The sequence below is a fragment of the Streptomyces himalayensis subsp. himalayensis genome (genome assembly GCF_013778455.1).
Taxonomy (GTDB): Bacteria; Actinomycetota; Actinomycetes; order Streptomycetales; family Streptomycetaceae; genus Streptomyces; species Streptomyces himalayensis.
Genome location: NZ_JACEHE010000017.1, coordinates 92,178 through 117,931, shown reverse-complemented (window position 1 = coordinate 117,931; position 25,754 = coordinate 92,178). Strand labels below are relative to the sequence as shown.

The following is a 25,754-nucleotide window of genomic DNA, read 5'->3' as shown; positions in this document are numbered from 1 at the left end:
CGGTGACCGATGAGCACGGGTGTCTCGGTTTGTGGGACATCGGCTGGGACGTCCCCGTCGTCGCACTACCCTTCCCCCATGACCTCGCTCCTGCCGTACGACAACCTGTCCCCCGTCGCCCGGGCCGCCTACCAGGCCAGGGCCGCCGCCGAGCAGCTCGCGCCGCTGCCGCGCGCCGCGAAGGACGACGCGCTGCTCGCCATCGCGGACGCGCTGGAAGTGCGTGCGGCCGAGGTCGTCGAGGCCAACGCCAAGGACATCGCCAAGGCCCGTGAGGCCGGCACCAGCGAGGCGATCATCGACCGGCTGACGCTCACCCCCGAGCGTGTGCGGGCCATCGCCTCCGACGTGCGCGACGTCGTCGCCCTGCCCGACCCGGTCGGCGAGGTCGTCCGCGGCTCGACCCTCCCCAACGGCATCGACCTGCGCCAGGTCCGCGTCCCGCTCGGCGTGGTCGGGATCATCTACGAGGCCCGGCCCAACGTCACCGTCGACGCCGCAGCCCTCTGCCTGAAGTCCGGAAACGCGGTGCTGCTGCGCGGCTCGTCCTCGGCGTACGAGTCGAACACCGCCCTCGTGCGCGTCCTGCGCGACGCCGTGGGCGGTGCCGGGCTGCCCGCCGACGCCATCCAGCTCGTCCCGGGCGAGAGCCGCGACTCCGTGCGCGAGCTGATGCGCGCCCGCGGCCTCGTCGACGTGCTCATCCCGCGCGGCGGCGCCTCCCTGATCAAGACGGTGGTGACCGAGTCCATCGTCCCGGTGATCGAGACCGGCACCGGAAACTGCCACGTCTACGTGGACGCCCAGGCCGACCTCGACATGGCCGTCGACATCCTGATCAACTCCAAGGCGCAGCGGGTGAGCGTGTGCAACGCCGCCGAGACGCTCCTCGTCCACCAGGACATCGCGGACGCCTTCGTACCGCGCGCGCTGGACGCCCTGGCCGATGCGGGTGTGACCGTCCACGCCGATCAGCGGATCCTGGCCTACGCCGAACAGTCGAAGGCCACCGTCGTCGAGGCCACCGCCGACGACTGGGAGACCGAGTACCTCTCGTACGACATCGCGGCCGCCGTCGTCGACTCGCTCGACAAGGCCGTGGAGCACATCCGGCTGTGGTCCTCCGGGCACACGGAGGCGATCGTCACCACCTCGCAGCAGGCCGCCCGCCGCTTTACCCAGCTGGTGGACTCGACGACGGTCGCCGTCAACGCCTCGACGCGGTTCACCGACGGCGGCCAGTTCGGATTCGGCGCCGAGATCGGCATCTCCACGCAGAAGCTGCACGCCCGCGGCCCCATGGGCCTGCCCGAGCTGACCAGCACGAAGTACATCGTCACCGGCGACGGTCACACCCGCTGAGCGGTATCCGGCCGGGGCGCGGTCCAGCTGGATGAATTCTCATACCGTCTGCCCAAAATGACCCCCCAGGTCTACTCTGGATCCGTGCCGGAGGACGTGGGGGGCACGCCGTTTCCCGACGGCTGGGAGCCCGACGACGACCACGACCGCGGGGGCGCGGACGAAGAGTTCGCCTCCGTGGTCTTCGACGAGGACTTCATCCGCTCGGCAGCCTTCCATGAGCCCACCGCCGTGGAGCGGCTCGTGGCCGCCGCGCAGGCACGTGCCGAGGCCTCGGATGCCGAGGCGCGCCGGGCGGGCGGCAGGGGCCCGGGCGCCGAGGACGACCTTTACGACGACGGCTTCGGCCCGGACGACGACATCGGGTACGGCCACGACCACGACTTCGACGACGATCTGTACGACGCGGACCTCGTCGAGGAGCGATACGGACGGACGGGAACCTATACGGGCCACGCCCGCTGGCACCGCCCCGTCGCGTGGATGCTCGCCCTGCTGATGGGCATCGGCATGGTCGCCCTGGCCTTCACCGCGGTCTACCGGGGCGCCTCCACGGGCGGCAGCCAGGACATACCTCCGCCGCCCGCGTCGACCGGACTGGAGCAGGGAGCGGAAGATCCCGCTCCGACAGGCCCTTCCGCGTCCGCCGACTACTCCCAGCCGGCCGTCTCCGCCGTGCCGCGCACGCCCTGAGCGCGCCCCCGAGGGCGGCAGCAGGCGCCTGTGCGGACCCGTGGGAATTCCTGGTGAGAACCTGTCAGAACTTGGCGCACAGCAGGGCGTTTACCTGGCAGCCCGGAGACCTACTCTGAATATATGGGCGGGCCTGGAGACCCACCTGAGGGGGTACCCGAGGGAGCTCCCGGCGGTGGTGAGGACGAGTACCGATCCGTCGTGTTCGACGAGTCGTTCGTTCGTGCTGCCCGCCTCCAGGAATCCTCGGCACGGGAGCGGATGACCGACCACGCCCCGGCCGTGCGACGCCGCCCGCCACTGCGCCGCGGCTTCTCCCACCAGGCCCTGATCCTCGTCCTGCTGATCGCCCTCGCCTTCGGCACGGCGATCTACATGGGCGTACGCCACCCCTACCAGGCGCCGACGACCGCCCAGCACCCCGACCCGCTGCGCATGACGGTCATCCCGCTCGCCCCGCAGAACCCCGTGCCCGGCGCCGCCGACACCGAGACACTGTTCGCGCACAGCAAGGCCGCGGACTTCCGCATCGGCGCCGACGGCATCACGGTGCCCGCGTCCCGGCGCACCTCGCACTTCTCCGACAGCCAGGTCGTGTCCGCACTGACCACCGCGAAGGACTATCTCGTCGAGTCCTCGCTCGACCCGGAAGTGCTCGGCGGCGGTCCCGTACGGTCCGTGCGGATACTGCTCGACCCGCAGCAGCTCGACCAGTTCGACCAGAGCTTCGACCACCCCACCGCCGACGGGCGGCATGCGGCCACCGGCTGGCTGGTGCGCTTCGACCCGGCCAAGGCGCAGCTCGCCGACCCGAAGATCCGTGTGCAGGGCACCCTGAACGCCGTCGAGACGGACTCGGGCACGCTCGAGGTGACCTCCGACCACACCTTCGTCTACGCCCTGCGGCCGGCCGGCTCCGACGGCGACGACAAGGCCTCGCTGTTCACCGTCCGCCGTGAGCTGCAGTTCCGCTTCGACCGCGACGACCTGCGGATGCACCAGGCCGAGCTGGTCGTCTCGTACGTCCAGGCCGGCCCGCTGTCCTGCTCGGCGGACTCGGCGAGCCTGCTGCAGCCGCTGCTCGCCGGCCAGACGGCGAAGGAGGGCGGCCCCGCGGCCGGTACCGACCCGTTCGCGACCGACAACGCGGCCTCGCTGTGCGGGACGCTGGCGCCGGGCGCCCAGCCTTCGCTGTGACGCGTCCCCGACGCCCCGGCCCCCGTCCGTCTGGCTGCGGTACGTGCGGTCATTCCGCGCGGTCGCCGTTGCTGCCCCGGCCCCCGGCCCCGCGGAACGTGTCCCGCAGCTTTCCGCCGAGGTCGCCCGCACCGCCCGCGATGTCCGTGACCAGCTTCATCAGCGGATCCTTGGACTCGCGTACCTCGCTGGCGTAGCCCGCCGCCGACTCGCGGAAGGACTCCGAGACCGAGGTGTCCTTGTCCTCGCTGCGCCGCGGGTAGTGACCTTCCATGATCCGCTGGTAGTCGCGGGTCTCGGCCCACTTCTTCAGCTCGGCCGCGCGCACCGTGGTGAACGGGTGCGAGCGGGGGAGCACGTTCAGGATCTTGAGTACGGAGTCGCGCAGGTCGCCGCCCGCCTCGTACTCCTCGGCCTGGGCGAGGAACGCGTCCACGTTCATCTCGTGCAGATGGTTGCCGCCCGCGATCTTCATCAGGCCGCGCATCGAGGCCTGCAGGTCCTGGCCCACCAGCAGCCCTGCGCGGTCGGCGGAGAGCTCCGACTTGCGGAACCACTCGCGCAGCGCCGTCACGATCGCCATGATCGCGAAGTTGCCCAGCGGGATCCACGCGACCCGGACCGCCAGGCTGGTCAGGAACAGCAGGATCGTGCGGTACACCGAGTGGCCGGAGAGTGCGTGGCCCACCTCGTGGCCGACGACCGCGCGCATCTCCTCCTCGTCGAGCAGCTCGACGAGGCCGGTGGTGACCACGATGATCGGCTCGTCCAGGCCGATGCACATCGCGTTCGGCTGCGGGTCCTGGTTGACGTACATCGGCGGGACCTTCTCCAGGTCCAGGATGTAACAGGCGTCCCGCAGCATGTCGTTGAGGTGCGCGAACTGGGCGTCGGACACCCGCACCGAGTCGGACAGGAACAGCAGCCGGAGGCTGCGCTCGGGCAGCAGTCCGCTGAGCGCCTTGAAGACGGTGTCGAATCCGCTGAGCCTGCGCAGGGCCACCAGCGCCGAACGGTCCGCGGGATGCTCGTACGCCCGGGACGAGATTCCCGGGAAGCGCCTCCGCTGCCTGCCGGGCACGTTGTCGTGGCTGTCGTCGGTCATGCCGTCCCCCATGTCCTCGATGTGTGTCCGCCGACCGTCCGCCGCGGCGTACGGCTGCCCCCGAGATGGTGTCCACAGTAGGCGGAGTTACCGTGGCTGGGCAGCAGACCGAAGGAGTCGCCCGTCATGGAGCACATCCCCGCAGCCGCCTGGCTCACCGAGGCTGCGAACGCGGCCGCACAGCAGGAACAGGAGGGCGCAGGCAATCTGCTACGCACCGTGCTGGTCGTCGCGATCGTGGGCTCCGTGCTGCTCGCCTGGTTCCTGCTGCGGGGTTACCGCAGGGACGGCGGCGGCGACGGCGGGCGCGGCGACAACGACTGATCCGCGGCGCTCGGCGAGGTGGTCGGCGTGCCGTCCCAGGCCCATGGGGCACGAGGGCCGGGCGCCCTGCCCCCGGCAACACCTGAGTCGGCGTGATCGCGAACGAGACCGGCGCTTACGATGGGCGCGAAGTCATTTCCGATCCCACCTCCGGATAGGTCCTGCCGACGATGAGCCTCTACAGCACCGCCGCCCAGCTGGTCCCCCTCGCTGCCGAGGGCGAGCACGGCGGCAACCACGAAAGCCTCAACCCGTACCTCACCGGCGGCGGTGCGTTCTTCGTCCTGCTCCTGCTGCTGTGGATCACCACGCGCTTCAACCGGGACCGCTGATCCCCGGGCCCCGGGCTGTGACCCTCGCGGCCGGAGCCGGCCGACCGGGCCGGTAGGGTCTGCACGCATGGGAGAGCAGGACATGCCTACCGGTACCGGTCCGGCGAGTACGGCCAAGCGTCGCCTCGGCGTCATGGGCGGAACGTTTGACCCGATCCACCACGGCCACCTGGTGGCGGCCAGCGAGGTCGCCGCCCAGTTCCACCTCGACGAGGTGGTGTTCGTACCGACCGGGCAGCCCTGGCAGAAGACCGACCGGAAGGTCTCCCCGGCCGAGGACCGCTATCTCATGACGGTCATCGCGACCGCCGAGAACCCGCAGTTCTCGGTCAGCCGCATCGACATCGACCGCGGCGGGCCGACCTACACGACCGACACCCTGCGAGAGCTCCGCGCGCTCAACCCCGACACGGATCTGTTCTTCATCACCGGCGCCGACGCGCTCGGCCAGATCCTGACCTGGCGGGACACGGACGAACTCTTCTCCCTTGCGCACTTCATCGGCGTCACGCGCCCCGGCCATCCGCTGGCCGATCCGGGCCTGCCGGACGGCGGGGTCTCCCTGGTGGAGGTTCCGGCGCTGGCCATCTCGTCCACAGATTGCCGTGCGCGAGTCGCCAAGGGCGACCCGGTCTGGTATTTGGTGCCGGACGGCGTCGTGCGCTACATCGACAAGCGCAAGCTGTACCGCGGCGAGTGAGCCGAGAGGGGCACCGGTGAACGACCGATACGACGGGTACGCGGCGGGCGGGGGCCACGGCGACCAGTACGAGCTCGTGGGCTACGACGAGTTCGGGCAGCCGGTCTACCGGCAGGTGCCCCCGCAACCACCACAGGTTCCCCCGCAGGGCTACGGTTCGTACGGTTCAGGGCAGCCGCAGGGCTACGGCTACGACCCGTACGCCACAGGCCAGCAGCCGCCCACCCCGTCGTACGACGCGGCGTCGACCGGCCAGCAGCCGCCCGTCCCGCCCTACGACCCGGCGTCGACCGGCCAGCAGCCGCCCGTTTCCCCGTACGGCTCCTACGATCCGTACGGGTCCGCCGGTCCCGGCAACGCGGGCCCCTCTGCCGCCGCGTACGACCCGTACGGGCGGGCCTCCGGCACCGGTCCGCAGCCGCGTGTGGAGCCGCGGGGAGCCGCGCGTACCGCCGAGCAGACCGCCTACATCCCGCAGCAGGGCCGGCCGACGCCGGAGTCCGGGCCGCGTGAGGACCGCGAGTACCACACCGGGCAGTTCTCCTTCGTGGAGGAGCCGGACGAGAACTCCGAAGACGTCATCGACTGGCTGAAGTTCACCGAGAGCCGCACAGAGCGGCGCGAGGAGGCACGGCGCCGCGGACGCAACCGCATGGTCGCCCTGGTCGTCGTGCTCGCGCTGGTCGCCGTCGGTGGAGTGGGCTACCTCTGGTACGCGGGCAAGCTGCCCGGCATGTCCGCCGAGACGAAGGGGGGCGGCACGGCCGCGGCGGGAGCCCAGAACCGCGACGTGATCGTCGTCCACCTCCACAACACCAAGAAGGGCGGCACCTCCACGGCGCTGCTCGTCGACAACACCACGACCAAGCAGGGCACCACCGTCCTGCTGCCCAACTCCCTCGCGCTGACGGACGACGACGGCACCACCAGCACGCTGGCGAAGTCGGTCGACGACGACGGCTCGGACGGTACGCGCGAGTCCCTCGACACCCTGCTCGGCACGGAGATCGAGGGCACCTGGCGGCTCGACACCCCCTACCTCAACAACCTCGTCGAGCTGGTCGGCAACATTGACATCGACACCAACGCCGACGTGCCGGATCCGGACGAGAAGGGCAAGAAGGGCGCCTCGCCCCTCGTGAAGAAGGGCGAGGACCAGACGCTGAGCGGCCCGATGGCCGTCGCGTACGCCACCTACCGGGCGTCCGGAGAGCCCGAGACCGCGCAGCTGCAGCGCTTCGGGCAGGTCATGCTCGGCGTACTGCGCAAGATGTCGTCCGACACCCAGGCCGCCACGACCACCGTGCAGTCGCTCGCCCAGATCCTCGATCCCTCGCTGAACGACAAGGACCTGGGCGCCTTCCTCGCCAAGCTCTCGGATCTCGCCAAGGGGGGCGACTACAGGACCGCGCTGCTGCCCGTGCAGCAGGACGGCACGCTGAGCGAGCAGGCCACCGACAGCGTGGTCAAGGATGTGCTCGGCGGCACCGTGAAGAGCCCCGAGGAGGGCGCGGCCGTCCGGGTCGGCGTCAAGAACGCCACGGGCAGCAAGGACGCCAAGGAAAAGGCCCGGGTCGTCCTGCTCAACGGCGGCTACACCTTCGTCGACAGCGGCACCGGCTCCGTCGCCCAGGCGTTGTCGCAGGTCGTCTATGCGGACGCGGACCAGAAGGATGACGCCGTCGAGGTCGCGAAGACGCTGGGCCTGCCGACGAGCGCCGTGAAGAAGGGCAAGACCGCCTCGAACGCCGATGTGTCGGTGGTGCTCGGCCAGAACTACAAGGCCGAGTCGTCGAGCGCGACCAGCGGGACTGGCGCGACCGGCGGGGCGGGCTGACGAGCGGAGGCCGGCTGACCTGCGGAACGGGCTGACGAGCGGAGGCCGGGCCGACCCGCGGGGCCAGCGGCTCCAGCGGTGATCGGGTAATCGTTTGGGGTGGTGTCCGCGGTCCGTGAGACCCTTGAGGTGCTGCCCTGTGCGAGGCGGCGGCCGGCGCTCTGACCGGCCGCGAGCCCCCGCGCGGTACCGCAGCCCCCGCACGACCTCCCGACCGCCGACGGAAAGCCTTGTAGTGACCGCTACGGACCGCTCTCTCGAGCTCATCACCACCGCCGCCCAGGCGGCCGCCGACAAGCTCGCGCACGATGTCATCGCGTACGACGTCAGCGACGTGCTGTCGATCACGGACGCCTTCCTCCTGGCCTCCGCGCCCAACGACCGCCAGGTCAAGTCGATCGTCGACGAGATCGAGGAGCGGCTGAACAAGGAGCTGGGCGCCAAGCCCGTTCGCCGCGAGGGCGACCGTGACGCACGCTGGATCCTGCTCGACTACGTCGACATCGTGGTGCACGTACAGCACAGCGAGGAGCGCGTCTTCTACGCCCTCGAGCGGCTCTGGAAGGACTGCCCCGAGATCGCCCTGCCCGCCGACGCGCAGGCCACCCGTGGGAAGGCCCAGGCGCACGCCAAGCAGCTGGCCGCAGAGGAGGCCGCCGAGCTGCGCCAGCTGGGCGGTGAGCTGCGTTGAGCAGCACCTCCCAGGGCGCCGGCGCGCCCGCTTCCGAGCGCGCCGGTGTGCCCGCATCCGACAGTGCCGGCGTGGCGGCCGCCGCACAGGGCCCTGAGCCCGAGCCTTCGCAGAACTCCGGCCGTGGCCGCCGGGTCATCCTCTGGCGGCACGGCCAGACCTCCTGGAACCTGGAGCGCCGCTTCCAGGGCACCACGGACGTCGCTCTGACCGAGACGGGCGTCGGCCAGGCCCGCCGGGCCGCACGGCTGCTGGCCTCGCTGAAGCCGCACGCGATCGTCGCCTCCGACCTCACCAGGGCGGTCCACACGGCCCGCGAGCTGGCCGCGATCACCGGGCTCGAGGTGACGCAGGACGAGGGCCTGCGGGAGACCTACGCGGGTGCCTGGCAGGGTCTGACCCACAACGAGATCATCGCGCGGTTCGGCGAGCAGTACGCCGCGTGGAAGCGCGGCGAGCCGGTGCGCCGCGGCGGCGGCGAACTGGAGACCGAGGTCGCCGACCGCGCCGCCCCGGTCGTGCTGCGTCACGCCGAGAAGCTGCCGCAGGACGGCACGCTGGTGGTGGTCAGCCACGGCGGCACGATCCGTACGACCATCGGGCGGCTGCTCGGCCTGGAGGCCCACCACTGGGAGGGGCTCGGCGGCCTCTCCAACTGCTGCTGGTCCGTGCTGGGCGAGGGCGCCCGCGGCTGGCGGCTGCTCGAGCACAACGCCGGCACGCTGCCGGAACCGGTGCTGGGCGACGACGACTGATGCCGTCCGGTCCCGGTGTCTGCCGGGACCCGGATTTCACTTTCCGGCAGGTCGCAGGCTAAAGTTCTTCTTGTTCGCCCCGCCGAGCGGGGCGAAACACCATGCGGCTCAGCCGCGTGACCACGAGGGGCTATAGCTCAGTTGGTAGAGCGCCTGCATGGCATGCAGGAGGTCAGGAGTTCAATTCTCCTTAGCTCCACGAGTACGAGGGCGACCTGTGTCCGCGGAAAGCGCGGACCTGGTCGCCCTCGTCGTTTTTTGCGCGGCTTCGCCGCGCGTTGCGGGGGCTTTGCCACCCGCACCCCCCTGGGGGCGGTCGGGGTTGCCGTACGGCGAGGGTCGAGGGTCGTGGATCCCGTACCGATCACGGTGCGGGATCTTTTTCCTCATCGGGTGAGTTACTTGGTGCCGGGGGGCGTATACATCGTCGGACGCGCTCCCCCGGGCGCGTTCGCGCTGGCCACGGCGGGCCTACTCGGCAACGTGTCCGGACTGGTACGAAGGCGTCGCTGACCGTATTGCTCCGGCCGTGGCAGAATCGGACGGCCGGAAGGGGGCTGCGTCCTTCGCCGAGCGTGGCCCGACGGGAGGGAGAGCGCGATGCCTGCGAGCATCCTCGAGGAGGACTACGGCCTCCTCGGTGTAGCGGACATGGGGGACGACGCAACACTCCTCAACTGCCCTTCCTGCGGCTCAGGCCACGTCGCCCAGGTCCTCGGCGACAACGGCGGAGTCTCCTTCGTGTGCACGGCCTGCGGCCACAGCTGGAGCTGATAGATGGGTGCACACAGGCGGAAGTGCGACTGGTGTGGCAGCGGCACGCCGATCGTCCGCGACATGGAACCGGTCAACCCCGACTACCAGTACTGGTGCGAGGAATGCGCACGGGCGCTGATCATAAAGGGCGACCCGATCGAGACGTACCGCGAGCTCGAGGGCGAGCCGATCTACGGACGGCTTCTCGACGAGCACTGCACCCTCAAACGGTTCTACTCGTTCGCCACCGCGTGACCTTCAGCTCCGCCACCTGGTGACCTTCAGCGCGGTGAGGGCCAGAAAGGCGCAGGCGCCTGCCGCGTAGAGCGCGGACAGCGCCGACTGCCAGCCACCCTGGTGCAGTTCGGGCCTCCCCGGTCCGTGCGGCACCCACCACAGGGCGTACGAACAGAAGACCAGCCCCAGGACGGCGGCCGCAGCCCGGTATGCCCGGCTGCCGTGACCCCGGGCTGCCGCCTCGCTGCCGAGCAGTACCACCATCGGCACGCACCACACCCAGTGGTGCGACCACGAGATGGGGCTGATCAGCAGACCAGTGGCGGCACAGGCGGTCGCGGCCCAGGCCCGTTCGCCGCGCAGCGCGGCGGCCACGGCGACCGCCAGACCCGCCGCCGCGGCGGCCGCGGCGGCCGCCGGCCACCAGCCGCCGGGATCGCCGGTGTGCAGAAGCCGCGCAAGGACGCCGCGCAGCGACTGGTTGGCGGTGTCCTCGGTGAGTCCTACCCGGCCCGTCTCGAAGACCATCCGCGTCCAGAAACGGCGTGAGTCGTACGGCAGGACGACGGCCGCCAGCAGCGTCGCCCCGGCGAACGAGGCGGCCGCCATGCACGCGTGCCGCAGCCAGGCCCGCCCGGTGCCATGCCGTGCCGCCGCCACGACGCCCGTCAGCAGCAGAAAGACGATGAACAGCGCGGGTGTGAGTTTGATCGCCGCTGCGACGCCGATGCCCGCACCGGCCCAGCGGCGGTTGTCCCTCCGCGACAGGTCCCACAGCACCAGTACGGCCAGCAGCAGGTTGACCTGCCCGTACCGCAGCGTCGTCCACACCGGCTCGCACCAGACCGCGAGCGCCGCAGTCCACCAGGCGACCGCCACGCGCGCGTGCCCGACGAGCCGCAGAGTGAGCCATACGAACGTGACGAGAAGACCGAGGTTCCCGGCCGTTGCGAGCATCCGCATGCTCGCCGTGTCCAGAAGCGTCAGCGTCGTGAACAGCAGAGCTGCGAACGGCGGGTAGGTGGTGGGCAGGCGGGCGTCGGTGGCGCGCAGCGCGTAGAGGTCCTCGCCCGCGCGTACCGCCTCGCCCTCGGCCCGGTAGACCATCAGATCGATCATCGAGACGTCGGCGACGCGCTGCGCGACGCAGAAGGCCGTGAGGGACAGCAGGCAGGCGCCGACGGCCACGGGCACGCGGAGGTGGGTGCGGGGAAACGCGATCACGGTCACGAAGGCCGACAGTACCGGCCTTATTGGTACATCCCGGAAACGATTTGGTGATGCACCGGGAGGACCGTGTAATGTTGGCGGAGCCGCCGGGGGAACCGGGCGGCGCGGTCGATACGCGGCTCAGCCGCGTGGCCACAAGGGGCTATAGCTCAGTTGGTAGAGCGCCTGCATGGCATGCAGGAGGTCAGGAGTTCAATTCTCCTTAGCTCCACGAGTGCGAGGGCGACCTGTGTCCGCGGAAAGCGCGGATCGGGTCGCCCTCGTCGTTTTTTGCGCGGCTTCGCCGCGCGTTGCGGGGGCTTTGCCACCCGCACCCCCTCTTTGGGGTGGTCGAGGTTGCTGTCCGAAGAGTGCGCGGGCGGTTGTGTCCGTCGGGAGCGCCAGCCGGAAGCGGGGGCAACTGGCGCGAGTGCCCGAGGAGATGAGAGGCGCGCCACCGGATCGGGTGACGCACCTTTCGTTGTGGGCCTTTGACCCGCGTCAGCCGCGTCCGCTGCCGAGCGCCCGTCGGCTCCCCCCCGGGGGCAGTACCGGCAGGTTCGAGCGCCTCGGAGCAGGCGGCTGCTCCTCCTCGATCCGCAGCGCGAGTGCGGGACAGCGGCGCACGGCCCGCATGGCGCGTGCCGCCGAGTACTGCGGCACCGACGCCTCCGCGACGGACGGGAAGCCGTCAGGACCCAGTTGGATGAGTTCGGGGACGATGTCCGCGCACAGGCCGTGGCCCTGGCACAGCGTCCAGTCGACCGCGAGCCGCTGCCCGGTCGGCGCGTCACCGGCTGTGCTTCCGGCGCCTCCGCCCGCGGCTCCCTCCTCCTGGAGCGGCAGGACACCCGCGACCGGTCTGCCGCAGCCGCCGCCCAGGACATGTGCCGCGAGATCGTCCGTGAACGCCGAGATGGTGGAGTCGAGGAAGGCTGCCGAGCCGTCGGGGTGCTTGCACGCACCGCGCCCCTTCACGGCCTTGGTGACCTGGCGCAGGGCCTCCAGGGCCGCCGGGCCGCCGCCGTTCAGGATGTCCGCGAGCCCCCGGGCCGCCGCGGGCAGGCCGAGGTAGCAGGGGCCGCACTGTCCGGCGCTCTCCGCGGCGAGCCAGTTCGCCACCCGCAGCGACTCGCCGAGCGGGCAGGTTTCGGGGCCGATCGGCAGGATGGCGCCCGCGCCCAGCGCACCCCCGAGAGCGTCCAGCGACGCACGCGAGACGACCGCGTCATGCACGGCGGCACCGTCCAGCCATTTGCCGTGGTAGCCGCCGGTGAGCACGCCCTGGGGCAGCGGAGGCGCGCCGGCCAGCTGCAGCACGTACCGGAGAGGAACGCCTGTGGGGACCTCCACGACCATGGGGCGGGCGACCGCGCCGGAGATGGTCAGCATCACCGTGCCCGGCTCGTCGTGGAGGCCGGTGTTGCGGTAGCGGTCGGCGCCGATCCGCGCGGCGATCGCCAGCTGCGCGAACGTCTCGGCGTTGGACAGCAGCGTGGGCGCGCCGCCGACGCCGCTGTCGGAAGCGCGCACCTTGCGGCCGGGAGGCAACGGCGGGCCGCCGTCCGCCGAGCGGATGAGCGCCGAGGACTCGCCTGTCACCATGCGCACCGGATTGCGCTGCACGCGCGCGCGGAGGGGCGCCCCCCGCCGGTTGGTCAGGCCGCGTTCCGTGAGAGCGGCCTGCATCGACGCCTCGGTGGAGTTGCGGGTCACGCCGACGACGAGCGTGCGGGCCCCCAAGGCCTCGGCGACCAGAAGGGCGCCGTCCAGGATCAGATGCGGTGCGCGGTTGATCAGCACCGTGTCCTTGCGGCAGGCGGGCTCGTCCTCGCTGCCGTTCACGACCACCACGGGACGTACGCCGCGGCGGATCGCCGACTCCGCGACCGCCCGCAGCTTCCTGGCGAAGGGGAAGCCCGCTCCGCCGCGGCCCTTCAGGGAGATCTGCTCCGCGAGCGAGGCGAGCTGTTCGCCGCCCATCGGCTCGAGGGGGCCGTGCACCTTCAAGTGCATGGCGAGGTCCAGGCGTTCGACGAGGTCGAACCCGGAGGTGAGCTGGGGGAGCCCGACGACACGGACCTCGGGGACGTCGGGCAGAGCGGCGTTCACGTCGTGCCTCCCGTGGGGGCGTTCCAGGGCTCGCCGGAGCTCGGCGCCTGGAAGGTGCCGGGGAGGGGCTCGGTGGCGGGGCCGCTGTCGTACGCGGGATCGGCGGCGCCCGCGTACGGGGTGCCGTTGTGAGGAGTGTCGTACGCGGGGTCGTAGGCCCCGCTGGAGGGTCTCTCGTACGCGTCGTGGCTCCTTCCGTACGAGAGGTTCGTGCCGTACTGGGTGTCGGACGGGCTGTAGGTGCCGGACGGGCCGTAGGCGTCCGATGAGCCGTAGGTCGACGGGGGAGCCTCGCCGGGTGGGGGCGGGGACGGAGTGGGCCAGCGACCCGGCGTCGGCGTCGGTCCGGTGTCGTCGAAGCGTGGAAGGGCCTCGGTCGGGCGGAGGTCCAGGGGCAGGTCCATGCGCTCGGTGGCGTCGCGCTCCAGGCCGTCCCGCGCGCGCGGGATCGACGACACCGCCCGGTAGGCGGCCGAGATCCCGGCGCCGGCGCCGGGGGAGCGCGGGGTCGGCGACGGGCGCGGCGGGGCTTCGTAGAGCGGTGGGGAGGGGGGTGTCATGCCGCGCAGATCCGAGGGGAAGGGAAAGGCGGGCTCGGGGCGAGGCAGTGTGGTCGTGCCACCGAGTGCGGAGTCGCCGAAGGGCGCCCCTCCCAGGCCCGAGCCTCGCGGCGTCGGACCGCCCGTCGTCATGTCGCTCAGCGAGCTGCCGGGCAGAACAGTGCCGGGCAGCGGGGAGTCCGCGGTGTCCCGGCGTATCCGCGCCTCGTCGGCCCCCCTGTCGTCCGGCTGGAGCACCGCGAGGATCCGGGCGGCGACCTGCCGCTTGACCGGGAGGGGCGCGGCGCGCAGCGCGATGGCGCCCATGACCGCGGCCAGGGCCAGGCAGTACATCACCGTGACCCAGGGGGCGGCGGGACGGCCCGCGTACAGCCCGTGGACCAGCGCCGAGCACCAGGCCGGATAGGCCAGCATGTGGACCGCACGCCAGCGGGCGGCCACCTGGACGGGGGATGCGAAGGCGCTCCGCAGAGCTCCTGTCAGCCCTGTCGTCACCATGAGCAGGGCGGCGAGGGAACCGAAGCCGATGAGGCCCTGCGTACCGGTGAAGCCGAGTCCGAACGGGATCAGGGCTGCCAGCAGCGTGGTGTGGTCCAGAGCCAGCTTGACGGTGATGTGCAGGAGCAGAAAACCCAGCGCGGCGACCGCGGTCGCGCGGTGCACGGCCTGGGCGAGCAGGCGCTGACGGGAGTTGAGGAACAGCCGGTCCGTGGCGACCAGGCCCCAGATCACGGAGCTGGTGAGGGCGACGAGAGACAGTACGCCCGCGGCGAAGTTGAGGAAGTCGCGGAAGCCATCACCTCCGATGAACACGAGCACGGGTATGAGCAGCAGCGTCATCGCCGCCACCGCGCCCCGGGCCGTGGGGCTCGGAAGCGGAAGAGAACGGATCTTGCGACGAGGGTTCATGGGCGGCGACTCCGAATGGTTCGGCAAAGCGTTCCCACAGCCGCATGCTAGGTGTCAGCAAACCGTTGGGTACGTGGTTTGAGTTATTGCGTTGTTATAAAAGGGCAACCCGGGATTTCTGCTGTGCTGGCCCGATACCAGTACGCGGACCGACCCCCGACCCCTCAACGATGTGAGCCACGCCACGCGCGCGTGGCCGACGGTTCCGCCCCCGGCGGAAGCTCGTCGCGGGGCGCGCGAGGGCTGCGGTACCCTGACGCCATGCGTGCCGTACGCCTTCTGCTTAGCGGGCCGCGCTGATCAGTGCCGACGGATGAAAAGACCCGTCGGAATCGGCGCGGCGTCCCCTCCTGTGCGAGGGGCTTTTTCATTTCCGAACCGGTCGCGAACGGCTTCCGGACCGCTGGCAGAGACGATCGATGGAGCTTTGAGGATCATGAGCGAGACGAATTCCTCCCCCGCTGCCGAAAGCGCGGGAGGGGCCACCGCCGAGGTGGCCGCGCCGCACCGCTACACGGCCGCCATGGCAGCCGAGATCGAGGCACGCTGGCAGGACTTCTGGGAGGCCGACGGGACGTACGAGGCCCCCAACCCCACGGGTGACCTGGCGGGCGACCCCGCCCTGGCGGCCAGGCCCAAGAAGTTCATCATGGACATGTTCCCGTACCCCTCCGGTGCGGGCCTGCACGTCGGCCACCCCCTGGGGTACATCGCCACGGACGTCTTCGCCCGCTTCCAGCGCATGACGGGCCACAACGTCCTGCACACCCTGGGCTTCGATGCCTTCGGCCTGCCCGCCGAGCAGTACGCCGTGCAGACGGGCACGCACCCGCGCGTGTCCACCGAGGCCAACATCGAGAACATGACGGCGCAGCTGCGCCGCCTGGGCCTGGGCCACGACAAGCGCCGGTCGTTCGCCACGATCGACCCGGACTACTACAAGTGGACCCAGTGGATCTTCCTGCAGATCTTCAACTCCTGGTACGACGAGGAGGCGAAGAAGGCCCGCCCCATCGAGCAACTGGTCGCCCAGTTCGAGAGCGGTGAGCGTGCCGTTCCGGGCACCACGCGCGCGTGGAACGAGCTGACCGCCGCCGAGCGCGCCGACGTCCTGAGCGAATTCCGCCTGGCGTACGCCTCCGACGCGCCCGTCAACTGGTGCCCGGGTCTGGGCACCGTGCTGGCCAACGAGGAGGTCACCGCCGACGGGCGCTCCGAGCGCGGCAACTACCCCGTCTTCAAGGCCAAGCTCCGCCAGTGGAACATGCGCATCACGGCCTACGCCGACAGGCTGCTGGACGACCTGGATGCGCTGGACTGGCCCGAGGCCATCAAGCTGCAGCAGCGCAACTGGATCGGTCGGTCCGAGGGCGCCCGCGTCGACTTCCCGATCGACGGCGAGCGCATCACGGTCTTCACCACGCGCCCGGACACCCTGTTCGGCGCGACCTACATGGTGCTGGCCCCCGAGCACCCGCTGGTCGAGAAGTTCACCCCGGGCGCCTGGCCCGAGGGCACCCACGAGGTGTGGACCGGCGGCCACGCGACCCCTGCCGAGGCCGTCGCCGCGTACCGCGCGCAGGCCGCCTCGAAGTCGGACGTCGAGCGGCAGGCCGAGGCGAAGGACAAGACCGGCGTCTTCATCGGCGCGTACGCGACCAATCCGGTCAACGGCGAGCAGGTCCCCGTCTTCATCGCCGACTACGTCCTGATGGGCTACGGCACCGGCGCGATCATGGCCGTCCCGGCCGGCGACCAGCGCGACTTCGAGTTCGCGCGCGCCTTCGAGCTGCCGATCCACTGCATCGTCGAGCCGACCGACGGCCGCGGCACCGACACGTCGACGTGGGAGGACGCCTTCGCGTCGTACGACGCGAAGATCATCAACTCCTCCAACGACGACATCTCGCTGGACGGCCTGGGCGTCGTCGACGCCAAGGCGCGCATCACCGAGTGGATGGAGCGCAAGGGCATCGGCCAGGGCACCGTCAACTTCCGGCTGCGGGACTGGCTGTTCAGCCGCCAGCGCTACTGGGGCGAGCCGTTCCCGATCGTCTACGACGAGGACGGCATCGCGCACGCCCTGCCCGAGTCGATGCTGCCGCTGGAGCTGCCGGAGGTCGACGACTACTCGCCGCGCACCTTCGACCCGGACGACGCCGACACCCAGCCCGAGACCCCGCTGTCCCGCAACGAGGACTGGGTCAACGTCACGCTGGACCTGGGCGACGGCCCGAAGAAGTACCGCCGCGAGACCAACACCATGCCCAACTGGGCCGGTTCGTGCTGGTACGAGCTGCGCTACCTGGACCCGCACAACAGCGAGAAGCTGGTCGACCCACAGATCGAGCAGTACTGGATGGGTCCGCGCGAGGGCCGGCCGCACGGCGGCGTCGACCTGTACGTGGGCGGCGCCGAGCACGCCGTGCTGCACCTGCTGTACGCGCGCTTCTGGTCCAAGGTGCTGTACGACCTGGGGCACGTCTCGTCGGCCGAGCCGTTCCACAAGCTGTTCAACCAGGGCATGATCCAGGCCTACGTCTACCGCGACAGCCGCGGTATCGCGGTGCCCGCCGCCGAGGTGGAGGAGCGCGGCGGCGCGTACTACTACCAGGGGGAGAAGGTCTCCCGGCTGCTGGGCAAGATGGGCAAGTCCCTGAAGAACGCGGTCACTCCGGACGAGATCGCCGCCGAGTACGGGGCCGACACGCTGCGCCTGTACGAGATGGCGATGGGCCCGCTGGACGTGTCGCGGCCGTGGGACACGCGCGCGGTGGTGGGCCAGTTCCGGCTGCTGCAGCGGCTGTGGCGCAACGTCGTCGACGAGACGACTGGAGAGGTCACCGTCGTCGACGTCGCGGAGTCCGACATCGACGAGGACACGCTGCGCGCCCTGCACAAGGCGATCGACGGTGTGCGCCAGGACCTGGAGGGCATGCGCTTCAACACCGCCATCGCCAAGGTCACCGAGCTGAACAACCACCTGACCAAGGCGGGAGGGCCGGTGCCGCGCTCGGTCGCCGAGCGTCTGGTGCTGCTGGTCGCGCCGCTGGCCCCGCACATCGCGGAGGAGCTGTGGCGCAGGCTGGGCCACACCGACTCGGTCGTCCACCGCGACTTCCCGGTCGCCGACCCGGCGTACGTCGTGGACGAGACCGTGACCTGCGTTGTGCAGATCAAGGGCAAGGTCAAGGCCCGCCTGGAGGTCTCTCCGTCGATCTCCGACGAGGAGTTGGAGAAGGTGGCGCTGGGTGACGAGAAGGTCGCGGCGGCGCTGGGCGACGCGGGCATCCGCAAGGTGATCGTGCGGGCGCCGAAGCTGGTGAACATCGTTCCTGCGTAGACCTGCGTAGACCTGCGTAGACCTGTGCACCTGCGCAGGCGCGGGCCGCTGGCCGCGGATCGGGGTGGGTCTGCATCCTCACCGCGTGAAGGTCGACATCGACCTCGCGTGAAGGGGTCGGGGTAGTCCCCTACGGGCAGGTTGGGGGTTCCACAGGAACCCCCGGCCTGCCTCCTCCGTTTACCTTGGGAGAACGGGAAAAGGCCCTGGGAGGAGCGTCATGGAAGCCGTGATCGCAGTCGTGGCGCTGATCTTCGTGCTGTTCCTGGCCGTGGCGGGGTACGCAACGGTGAAGGTAGTCGGTGCTGCGAAGCGCGGAGTGGACCGCACCATCACCCAGGCCCGACGCACGGTGGAGGACACGACGCTGCGCGCGAGGACGCTCGCACAGCCGGGCGCGGTGGGTGAGCTGGCCCAGCTCCGGCTGCATCTGCGCACGTCGATGCGGGCCACCCAGGATGCGCTGCACGCGGCCGTGGCCGAGGACGCCTCGCTGAAGGAGTCCCTGGGCCTCTTCGAGCGCCTGAGCGTCCATGGCCACGAGCTGGACGGCGAGCTCAAGCGCCTGGAGAGCGAGCCGGACAGGGCGCGCCTCGCCGAGCAGCTGCCCGCGCTGCGGGAGCGCATGGAGCAGATCACGAAGTCGGCGGACGCGCTGCGCTGGGCGGCGCGTGACCGCGCGCGCCGCTTCGCGGACGACGACCTGGAGTCGTTGAGCGCACAGATCGACGTGGAGGCGGGCGCCCTGCGGCATTGGACGACGGAGCCGGAGCAGCCGCGGCATGCGGGCTCATCGCCGGGGTCGGCGTCGCGTACCGCCGCATCGTGGCCGGAGGCCCCACGGCCCGAGGAGGCTGCCTCCGAACAGGCCTGGCGGGACGCCACGGCACAGGCAGACCAGGAGCCGACCCGGCCCGCGATCACACCGCCGGGCCCGGGGGTCACCTACTCGTGGCAGAAGAAGGCCCGCCCGGAGAACACGACTTGAGAGACCAGCCCCGACGCGATTGCCGTCGTGGCGATCGGGCAGAAGGCATGAGTCCGGAGGGCGATCCGGCAGCGTGCCGGTGGGTGATCCGGTGGAAGGCCGGTGGGGCCGGGCTGCCGCCCGGGCGCCCCGACAGGTAATCTCCAGCTCATGTCCCGCCATGTCGCCATCGTCACGGATTCCACGGCCTACCTGCCGAAGCCGACGATGGAGCGCCACGGCATCACGTCGGTACCCGTGACGGTGGTCCTGGGCGACCAGGCGCTCGACGAGGGCACCGAGATCTCGGCACGTTCCCTGGCCCAGGCGCTGCAGGAGCGGCGGCCCGTGACCACCTCCCGGCCCAGTCCGGAGGCCTTCGCCGAGACATATCGCAAGGTCGCCGAGGCCGGCGCCACGGGGATCGTCTCGTTGCATCTGTCGTCTGAGTTGTCGGGAACGTACGACGCCGCCGTGCTCGCTGCGGGACGGGCGGCCGTGCCCGTCCGTGTCGTGGACACCGGCATGGTGGCCATGGCGCTCGGCTTCTGCGCCCTGTCGGCGGCCGAGGCCGCGGAGGCGGGAGGTACCGTCGAAGAGGCGGTCGCGGCCGCCGAGAAACGGGCCAAGGGCACGTACGCGTACTTCTACGTCGACACCCTCGACTATCTGCGCCGCGGCGGCCGGATCGGCGCCGCACAGGCGCTCCTCGGATCGGCTCTCGCGGTGAAGCCGCTGCTGAAGCTCGACGGCGGCCGCATCGAGCTCCTGGAGAAGGTGCGGACCGCGTCCAAGGCGATCGCCCGCCTCGAGGAGGTCGTGGCCGAGCGTGCCGGAACGGGCCGCGTCGACATCGCCGTCCACCATCTCGCCGCGCCGGAACGGGCATCGGCGCTCGCCGAGAGGCTGCGGCAGCGGGTGTCCGGGGTGGCCGACCTCCATGTGAGCGAGGTGGGCGCGGTGATCGGGGCCCATACGGGGCCCGGGTTGCTGGGGGTTGTTGTCTCGCCTCGGTGAGCGTGAGGCCGTGGGCTTGGGCTTGGGCGTGGGCTTGGTCGGCGTGGGCGCGGGCTTGGTCGGCGTGGGCGCACCCCCTTGTGGGTGACGGAGTTATCCACAACTGCTGGGTAATCCACCGGATTTGAGCAAGATCAGCGGGTTGCTTTTGCGCGGCATAGCTTCGCGTCCATGGGACTTCGATCACCTTCCAGTCACAGGGCCGCTGTCGTCACGAGCGGGCCGGGGCGCGGGCCCGCCTCCGACGTCCGGGCGCGTCGACGTCTTGGCCGACGGCACGGTCACGGTTATGGCTACGGGCACGACCGCGGCTACGGCTACGGCTACGGCTATGGGTACGGGTACGGGCGGGGGCGCGCCGGCCGCCGACGTGCCTCGGCTGAGGCGTTGCGCTTGCGGGCGGAGGCACTGTTCGCGGATGCGGATCAGGTAGGGCGGCGGAGGGAGTCGGAGCATGGTCCGCCGCCCGGGGCGGACGGCGATACGGGCACTCGGCCGACCGCCGTCCCGAGCCGTGAGGCGGGTCGTACGGGCACGGCGGAGGGCACCGTGGCGACCGAACCGCGTGCGGCGGAGCCCGCGGAGGCCGGGTCGGCTGCGGAGTCTGCGGCCACGGGGCCCGCGGAACGGATGGAGCCGTCGTGGCGTGGGCGGGCGGCACTGGCCGTACGGGAACGGCTTCCGCTGTGGCTGCAGTTGAGGTGCGGGCTCGAGCGGCGCAGCGTGACTGCACTCGCGGTGGTTCTCATCGCCGCGGCGGTCTTCGCGGTTCAGCATTTCTGGACGGGGCGGACCCAGCCGGTGCGCGCGCCTGACGTCGTGCGCGCAGAGTCTCCGGCAGCCGCTGGGGAGGAAGCGGCGCCGGACGCCTCCGCCGGGGTGGTGGCAGGGACAGCGGCAGGTGCCCTCCCGGCCGGAGGCGGCGGACAGATCGTCGTCGACGTCAGTGGGAAGGTGGGCAAGCCCGGAATCCATCGACTTCCCGCCGGCTCCAGGGTGGCGGATGCGCTGCGCGCGGCAGGCGGTGTCCGCCCCGGCACGGACATCAGCGGGCTCAACCGGGCGCGTCTTCTCATGGACGGCGAGCAGGTCGTCGTCGGCGGGCCCCCGGGCGCCGCCGGAGGAGGGCCTGCCGTGCCGGGTGCAGCAGGGGCCGGCTCCGGCGCGGCCGCCGCCGGGCCCGTCAGCCTCAACACGGCCACGGCGGAACAGCTGGACACCCTTCCGGGCGTCGGTCCCGTGCTGGCACAGCACATCATCGACTACCGCACACAACACGGTGGTTTCCGCTCGGTCGACGAGCTCCGCGAGGTCAACGGCATCGGCGACCGACGCTTCGCCGATCTGCAGAATCTCGTCCGGCCATGAGGCGGCGGGAGGTTCGCGCACCCGGCACGCGAGGACCCGTGCCCTCGCCGGGGTCGAGGGCGCGGGTCCCCTCGGCGGAGGCGGCGGAGGCGGCGGAGGCGGTGGAGGCGGTGGAGGCGAGGAGAGGTGACTCCCCGGCCTCCCCAGGGGTGCGGCCCCCGATGACTGACACCCGGCCGGGCACGGCACTCCCGCCGCCGCGGGCGGCTGTGCACGCCGCGTCCGGGAACCGGCTCGGTGCGGCACACCCGCGTCAGGAAGGGCCTGCCGATCTCCGCCTGGTGCCGCCCGCGCTCGCAGCCTGGGCTGCGGCAGCCCTCGCGCTGGGTGCACCGCCGAGCTGGGCGGCATTTGCAGTGGCGCTCTGCGTGGCAGCGGCCGGGATGTTGGTGCTGCCAGGGGCGATGGGGAGAGCGAGGAGGCAGGCGCACCTCGCTGGATCAGGGCACGCGTGGGGACGCCTGTCCGTGGCCGCTGTTCTTCTCTGCGCGGGCGCATCAACCGCCTCGGCGGTTCTGCACGGGGCGGACGTACGCCGCGGTCCCGTCCCTGCGCTGGCGGCGCGATACGCCGAGGTGACGGCGGAGCTGGAGGTGAGCTCGGATCCACGCCTCACGCGACCGCGCGTCACAGGGGATCATGTGGCACCGACCAGTGTGGTCATCGACGCCCGGGTGCTCCGTGTCACGACGGCGGGCGGAACGGAAACCTCGACCCGCACACCGGTCCTCCTGATCGCCGATGCGATCCCGCCCACCTCACGGGAACCCGACGGGCCGGCTCCGGGCTCTGGAACGGGCTCCCCCTGGCAGGCGCTGCTTCCCTCGACACGGCTGCGTGTGCAGGCGCGGCTCGCCCCGCCGCTGGCCGACAGCGGACAGATCGCTGCGGTCCTGCGGGTGAGCCGAGGTGCAGCCCCCCACGTGGTGGGAGCACCGTCCGGGCTGCAACGCTTCGCGGGAGAGCTGCGCGCCGGGCTGCGCGAGGCCACGGACGGGCTGCCGCCGGACGCGCGGGCGCTGCTGCCCGGGCTCGTGGTGGGCGACACCTCTCGCGTACCGGCAGTCCTGCATGACGCGTTCAGGGCGACTGATCTGACGCATCTGCTCGCCGTCAGCGGGGCCAATTTCACGATCCTGCTGGCCCTGCTCATCGGACCGCCCGGGAGGGCCCACAGGGCGGAGCGGGGAGGTCTCGCCCCGCGCCTCGGGATTCCCCTGCGGGCGACCGCGCTCCTCGGCGGGACCCTGGCCCTCGGTTTCGTCATCGTGTGCAGACCCGACCCGAGCGTGCTGCGGGCAGCTGCCTGCGGAGGCATCGCACTGCTGGCGATCGGCACCGGACGCCGCCGTTCCCTGATCCCCGCGCTGGCCGCGGCGGTGCTGCTGCTCGTGCTGTACGACCCGTGGCTGTCGCGCAGTTACGGCTTCCTGCTCTCCGTACTGGCCACCGGCGCCCTGCTCACCATCGCGCCCCGGTGGAGCGCGGCACTCAGGAGCCGCGGTGTGCCGCCGCGGCTGGCCGAGGCATTGGCCGCCGCGGCCGCCGCCCAAGCCGTCTGCGCGCCCGTCGTGGCAGTGCTGGCTGCGCGGGTGAGTCTGGTGGCGGTGCCCTGCAATCTGCTGGCTGAGTTCGCGGTGGCACCGGCCACGGTGCTGGGTTTCGCCGCGCTGGCGACGGCACCTGTGGCGATGCCTCTCGCCAAGGCACTGGCCTGGTGCGCGAGTTGGCCCACGGGGTGGATCGCGACGATCGCCCGTACCGGGGCGGCACTGCCCGGCAACGGGGTGGACTGGCCGGGCGGCTGGAGCGGGGGGTTTCTGCTCGCCCTCGCCACGGGCGTGGTTGTGCTGGTGGGCCGGCGTATGGTGCGGCACCCCTGGTGGAGCACGGCATGCGCCCTGCTGCTCCTGATCGTGGTGATGCAACCGCCGTCACTGACCAGGGTGATCACCGGATGGCCGCCGCCCGGCTGGCGCCTGGTGATGTGCGACGTGGGCCAGGGCGACGCCGCCGTGCTCTCTACAGGGGGCGGCAGCGCAGTGGTCGTCGATGCGGGGCCCGACCCGGTGCTGGCCGACCGCTGTCTGCGCTCGCTCGGTATCACTCGTATCCCGCTGGTACTGCTGACCCACTTCCATGCCGACCATGTGGCGGGACTGCCTGGGGTGTTGCGTGGGCGGTCGGTCGGGGCGATCGAGACGACCGGTTTTCAGGAGCCGCTCGACCAAGCCGAGTTCGTCCGCAGACAAGCGGCCGCACGGCGCATCCAGGTGACCCGGGCCGTGGCGGGGGAGCTGCGGCGCGCAGGGCCCCTCGAATGGCAGGTGCTGTGGCCACCACCGCGCCCGGCGCCCGTGCCGGAGGGGCCGAACGACGCCAGCGTCACGCTGCTCGTACGCACCGCCGGGCTGACCATGCTGTTCCTCGGAGATCTCGAACCGCCCGCGCAGCGGGAGCTGCTGCGGACCCCAGCGGGGGCGCGACTGGCACGCGTTGATGTGCTGAAGGTGGCCCATCACGGTTCGGCCTACCAGGATCCCGAGCTGCTGCGCCGCGCCGCTCCCCGTCTGGCTCTGATCTCATGCGGCGAGGACAACCCGTACGGGCACCCCTCGCCCAGCACCGTCGCGGCGCTGCAGAGCGGGGGCGCCACGGTGCTCCGTACGGACAGGGACGGGGCCTTGGCCGTCATGGGCGCGGCGGAAGAGGGACTGCTGTGGGCGGCCGCTGACGCAGGGCCGACGACAGGCCGTGAGGCCGCCCGCGCGCCGCCGGGACAAGGGCTTGGCAGAGAGGACTGAGGCTCGTCGTGGCCGTGGTTGAGGTGTCGTCGTGGGTGTTACCCACAGAAACCTCATTTCACCTGACGAACGCCATCTCCACTGACGAATTCGGATTACTCGTGCCAGCTCGCATTACTTCCGCAGCATTCCCGCAATGTGAGCGTGAGTTGCCTCGAATGCCACATCGGTGGTCGAATGCATCATCGAAAATAGTGAGGCACGTCGCACAGGGGGATGTTGCGCATGTTCGGCCGTCGGCGGGGAAATCACACAAGTCGGGCTCTGCGCTCGGGTCCATTCTCCGCGGTGCCGGTGCCGCACTCGGCCGGCCTGGTCAGTTGCCGGGTGCTCGACCCGGTGAACGAGCCGGTGCGGAACGCCGAGTTCGCCCTCAACGACGAGATGGGGCGCACGGTGGTCAGCGGCAGCACTGACCCCTTCGGCTCCTTCGTCGCGACCGTACCCGCCGGCGACTACCGCCTGGCGGTCTTGGCGGAGGGCTTCACGCCGTACCACACGAACGCCTCGGTGGGTGAGAGCGCGCACGCGTCGCTCGGCGATGTCACGCTGCACGTCGCCCAGCTTCCGGCGCTGCCGCAGCCCGGGGACTGGGAGATCGAGCCGACGCACTCCTCGATCGGCTTCACGGCGCGGCACATCGGGCTCGCTCGCATCCACGGCCGGTTCAACACGTTCGCGGGCGTCATACGCATCGCCGAGCGCGTCGAGCACTCGGCGATGCATGTGGTCATCGATGCCTCCTCCATCGACACCAATGTCAAGATGCGCGACGACCACCTGCGGTCCGCGGACTTCCTCGATGTGGACCGGTTCCCGGTGCTCGAGTTCTACAGCGACCGGTTCGTACACAGGGGCGGCAGCCGGTGGGCGATCACCGGTGCGCTCACGCTGCACGGCGTGACCCGCACGGTCACGCTCGACACCGAGTACCTCGGCGTCGGCACCGGTATGGAGGGCGAGACGCGCGCTGCCTGCCGCGCCACCACCGAGCTGCACCGCGACGACTTCACGATCAGCTGGCAGACGATGCTCGCGCGCGGCATCGCGGTGGTGGGACCCAGCATCAAGATCGACTTGGACGTGCAGGTCGTTCCCAAGGTCTGAAGGCAAGGGCCCGACGGATCGGACCCTCGGCGGTACCGGAAACTGTGTGCGTGAGTGATGTGAGACATGTGCTGGTGCTGCCCGACCGGGATGCCGCGGAGGAGGCCGCCGAGGCGCTCGGCGAACGGTTCGGCGTGGATGAGGAGCCGCAGCTCGTCAGGGACTCTCTCGCCGGCGAGGACGACGCCGAGGACGCGCAGTGGCTCTTGGTCGTCGAGGACCCGGAGGACCGGCTCGCGCCCGCGGCGCTGGACGAGTTCGCGGCCGAGTGGGACGGCTGGCGCGAGGAGCCGTGACATGGCGTCCCGGGAGGCCGTAGTCCGGGTGCGGCCTTCCGCGAATGCGGTCTTTCGTCTCGTGGCCTCCCGG

The 25,754-nt window shown here is 71.2% G+C and carries 22 protein-coding genes and 2 tRNA genes; 20 read left to right on the top strand and 4 right to left on the bottom strand.

Annotated elements, in window-relative coordinates; all coding sequences use genetic code 11:
* The first annotated feature begins 78 nt into the window (after positions 1-78).
* The 3 genes from H1D24_RS26185 to H1D24_RS26175 all read left to right on the top strand — a co-directional run bounded on the left by H1D24_RS26185 (position 79) and on the right by H1D24_RS26175 (position 3,252).
* Entirely contained in the window at positions 79-1,362 is a 1,284-nt protein-coding gene (locus tag H1D24_RS26185; protein ID WP_181660149.1) for a glutamate-5-semialdehyde dehydrogenase, read from the top strand.
* An 84-nt stretch (positions 1,363-1,446) separates the two neighbouring features.
* Positions 1,447-2,055, top strand: a complete 609-nt coding sequence (locus H1D24_RS26180) for an SCO2584 family spore wall biosynthesis protein (protein WP_445194926.1) — start codon at positions 1,447-1,449, stop codon at positions 2,053-2,055.
* Positions 2,056-2,178: 123 nt separating this feature from the next.
* Complete coding sequence (locus H1D24_RS26175; RefSeq protein WP_181660147.1) at positions 2,179-3,252, top strand: SCO2583 family membrane protein; 1,074 nt, start codon at positions 2,179-2,181, stop codon at positions 3,250-3,252.
* Positions 3,253-3,301: 49 nt separating this feature from the next.
* Here H1D24_RS26175 and H1D24_RS26170 read toward each other — a convergent pair whose 3' ends face one another.
* Positions 3,302-4,357 carry a M48 family metallopeptidase gene (locus H1D24_RS26170; RefSeq protein ID WP_181660146.1) on the bottom strand — a complete coding sequence of 352 codons (1,056 nt, stop codon included), beginning with the start codon at positions 4,355-4,357 and terminating at the stop codon, positions 3,302-3,304.
* Between the two features lie 126 nt (positions 4,358-4,483).
* Here H1D24_RS26170 and H1D24_RS26165 point away from each other — a divergent pair, with 126 nt between their 5' ends.
* The 9 genes from H1D24_RS26165 (at position 4,484) to H1D24_RS26125 (ending at position 10,007) form a co-directional block, all read left to right on the top strand.
* Positions 4,484-4,681 carry a hypothetical protein gene (locus tag H1D24_RS26165; protein WP_181660145.1) on the top strand — a complete coding sequence of 66 codons (198 nt, stop codon included), beginning with the start codon at positions 4,484-4,486 and terminating at the stop codon, positions 4,679-4,681.
* Between the two features lie 170 nt (positions 4,682-4,851).
* Positions 4,852-5,013 (top strand): hypothetical protein, encoded by a 162-nt coding sequence (locus tag H1D24_RS26160; RefSeq protein WP_181660144.1) that lies wholly within the window; start codon positions 4,852-4,854, stop codon positions 5,011-5,013.
* A 67-nt stretch (positions 5,014-5,080) separates the two neighbouring features.
* Positions 5,081-5,713 (top strand): nicotinate-nucleotide adenylyltransferase, encoded by a 633-nt coding sequence (nadD, locus tag H1D24_RS26155; protein ID WP_181660143.1) that lies wholly within the window; start codon positions 5,081-5,083, stop codon positions 5,711-5,713.
* 16 nt (positions 5,714-5,729) lie between these two features.
* Entirely contained in the window at positions 5,730-7,550 is a 1,821-nt protein-coding gene (locus tag H1D24_RS26150) for an LCP family glycopolymer transferase (RefSeq protein WP_181660142.1), read from the top strand.
* Positions 7,551-7,785: 235 nt separating this feature from the next.
* A complete protein-coding gene (rsfS, locus tag H1D24_RS26145) occupies positions 7,786-8,241 on the top strand; it encodes a ribosome silencing factor (RefSeq protein ID WP_181660141.1) in 456 nt (151 codons plus the stop codon).
* Between the two features lie 71 nt (positions 8,242-8,312).
* Entirely contained in the window at positions 8,313-8,996 is a 684-nt protein-coding gene (locus H1D24_RS26140) for a histidine phosphatase family protein (protein WP_181660227.1), read from the top strand.
* Between the two features lie 126 nt (positions 8,997-9,122).
* A tRNA-Ala gene (locus H1D24_RS26135) sits at positions 9,123-9,195 on the top strand.
* Between the two features lie 401 nt (positions 9,196-9,596).
* Positions 9,597-9,770 (top strand): hypothetical protein, encoded by a 174-nt coding sequence (locus H1D24_RS26130; protein ID WP_181660140.1) that lies wholly within the window; start codon positions 9,597-9,599, stop codon positions 9,768-9,770.
* 3 nt (positions 9,771-9,773) lie between these two features.
* A complete protein-coding gene (locus H1D24_RS26125) occupies positions 9,774-10,007 on the top strand; it encodes a hypothetical protein (RefSeq protein WP_016643127.1) in 234 nt (77 codons plus the stop codon).
* A 3-nt stretch (positions 10,008-10,010) separates the two neighbouring features.
* Here H1D24_RS26125 and H1D24_RS26120 read toward each other — a convergent pair whose 3' ends face one another.
* Positions 10,011-11,219: a glycosyltransferase 87 family protein gene (locus H1D24_RS26120; protein ID WP_309484445.1), complete on the bottom strand. Its 1,209-nt coding sequence runs from the start codon at positions 11,217-11,219 to the stop codon at positions 10,011-10,013.
* Between the two features lie 138 nt (positions 11,220-11,357).
* On the opposite strand from H1D24_RS26120, the gene H1D24_RS26115 reads away from it, so the two are divergent.
* Positions 11,358-11,430: transfer RNA gene (locus tag H1D24_RS26115), tRNA-Ala, on the top strand.
* Positions 11,431-11,699: 269 nt separating this feature from the next.
* Here the strand turns inward: H1D24_RS26115 and H1D24_RS26110 are convergent.
* Both H1D24_RS26110 and H1D24_RS26105 read right to left on the bottom strand, forming a co-directional pair.
* Entirely contained in the window at positions 11,700-13,310 is a 1,611-nt protein-coding gene (locus H1D24_RS26110) for an NADH-quinone oxidoreductase subunit NuoF family protein (protein WP_181660139.1), read from the bottom strand.
* On the bottom strand, positions 13,307-14,779 hold the full coding sequence (locus H1D24_RS26105) for a ferric reductase-like transmembrane domain-containing protein (protein ID WP_181660138.1): 1,473 nt from the start codon (positions 14,777-14,779) through the stop codon (positions 13,307-13,309). Before H1D24_RS26105 ends, H1D24_RS26110 begins: the two co-directional genes overlap by 4 nt.
* Positions 14,780-15,215: 436 nt before the next feature.
* Between H1D24_RS26105 and leuS the strand changes: the two genes are divergently transcribed.
* The 7 genes from leuS to H1D24_RS26070 all read left to right on the top strand — a co-directional run bounded on the left by leuS (position 15,216) and on the right by H1D24_RS26070 (position 25,681).
* Positions 15,216-18,122, top strand: coding sequence for a leucine--tRNA ligase (leuS, locus tag H1D24_RS26100; RefSeq protein WP_181660137.1), 2,907 nt, complete (start codon positions 15,216-15,218; stop codon positions 18,120-18,122).
* A gap of 220 nt (positions 18,123-18,342) precedes the next feature.
* A complete protein-coding gene (locus H1D24_RS26095; protein WP_181660136.1) occupies positions 18,343-19,110 on the top strand; it encodes a hypothetical protein in 768 nt (255 codons plus the stop codon).
* 150 nt (positions 19,111-19,260) lie between these two features.
* Entirely contained in the window at positions 19,261-20,106 is an 846-nt protein-coding gene (locus tag H1D24_RS26090) for a DegV family protein (protein WP_181660135.1), read from the top strand.
* 171 nt (positions 20,107-20,277) lie between these two features.
* Positions 20,278-21,474 carry a ComEA family DNA-binding protein gene (locus tag H1D24_RS26085; protein WP_181660134.1) on the top strand — a complete coding sequence of 399 codons (1,197 nt, stop codon included), beginning with the start codon at positions 20,278-20,280 and terminating at the stop codon, positions 21,472-21,474.
* Between the two features lie 161 nt (positions 21,475-21,635).
* Positions 21,636-24,278: a ComEC/Rec2 family competence protein gene (locus H1D24_RS26080; RefSeq protein ID WP_181660133.1), complete on the top strand. Its 2,643-nt coding sequence runs from the start codon at positions 21,636-21,638 to the stop codon at positions 24,276-24,278.
* 225 nt (positions 24,279-24,503) lie between these two features.
* Positions 24,504-25,385 (top strand): YceI family protein, encoded by an 882-nt coding sequence (locus tag H1D24_RS26075; protein ID WP_181660132.1) that lies wholly within the window; start codon positions 24,504-24,506, stop codon positions 25,383-25,385.
* A 50-nt stretch (positions 25,386-25,435) separates the two neighbouring features.
* Positions 25,436-25,681, top strand: coding sequence for a hypothetical protein (locus H1D24_RS26070; RefSeq protein ID WP_181660131.1), 246 nt, complete (start codon positions 25,436-25,438; stop codon positions 25,679-25,681).
* The last annotated feature ends 73 nt before the right edge of the window (positions 25,682-25,754 follow it).

Excerpts from the sequence above, each read along its gene's own strand:
- H1D24_RS26185 (WP_181660149.1), top strand. The coding sequence starts at position 79 with ATGACCTCGCTCCTGCCGTACGACAACCTGTCCCCCGTCGCCCGGGCC.
- H1D24_RS26175 (WP_181660147.1), top strand. The coding sequence starts at position 2,179 with ATGGGCGGGCCTGGAGACCCACCTGAGGGGGTACCCGAGGGAGCTCCC.
- H1D24_RS26170 (WP_181660146.1), bottom strand. The coding sequence starts at position 4,357 with ATGACCGACGACAGCCACGACAACGTGCCCGGCAGGCAGCGGAGGCGC.
- H1D24_RS26165 (WP_181660145.1), top strand. The coding sequence starts at position 4,484 with ATGGAGCACATCCCCGCAGCCGCCTGGCTCACCGAGGCTGCGAACGCG.
- H1D24_RS26160 (WP_181660144.1), top strand. The coding sequence starts at position 4,852 with ATGAGCCTCTACAGCACCGCCGCCCAGCTGGTCCCCCTCGCTGCCGAG.
- nadD (WP_181660143.1), top strand. The coding sequence starts at position 5,081 with ATGGGAGAGCAGGACATGCCTACCGGTACCGGTCCGGCGAGTACGGCC.
- H1D24_RS26130 (WP_181660140.1), top strand. The coding sequence starts at position 9,597 with ATGCCTGCGAGCATCCTCGAGGAGGACTACGGCCTCCTCGGTGTAGCG.
- H1D24_RS26125 (WP_016643127.1), top strand. The coding sequence starts at position 9,774 with ATGGGTGCACACAGGCGGAAGTGCGACTGGTGTGGCAGCGGCACGCCG.
- H1D24_RS26105 (WP_181660138.1), bottom strand. The coding sequence starts at position 14,779 with ATGAACCCTCGTCGCAAGATCCGTTCTCTTCCGCTTCCGAGCCCCACG.
- leuS (WP_181660137.1), top strand. The coding sequence starts at position 15,216 with ATGAGCGAGACGAATTCCTCCCCCGCTGCCGAAAGCGCGGGAGGGGCC.
- H1D24_RS26095 (WP_181660136.1), top strand. The coding sequence starts at position 18,343 with ATGGAAGCCGTGATCGCAGTCGTGGCGCTGATCTTCGTGCTGTTCCTG.
- H1D24_RS26090 (WP_181660135.1), top strand. The coding sequence starts at position 19,261 with ATGTCCCGCCATGTCGCCATCGTCACGGATTCCACGGCCTACCTGCCG.
- H1D24_RS26085 (WP_181660134.1), top strand. The coding sequence starts at position 20,278 with ATGGGACTTCGATCACCTTCCAGTCACAGGGCCGCTGTCGTCACGAGC.
- H1D24_RS26080 (WP_181660133.1), top strand. The coding sequence starts at position 21,636 with ATGACTGACACCCGGCCGGGCACGGCACTCCCGCCGCCGCGGGCGGCT.
- H1D24_RS26075 (WP_181660132.1), top strand. The coding sequence starts at position 24,504 with ATGTTCGGCCGTCGGCGGGGAAATCACACAAGTCGGGCTCTGCGCTCG.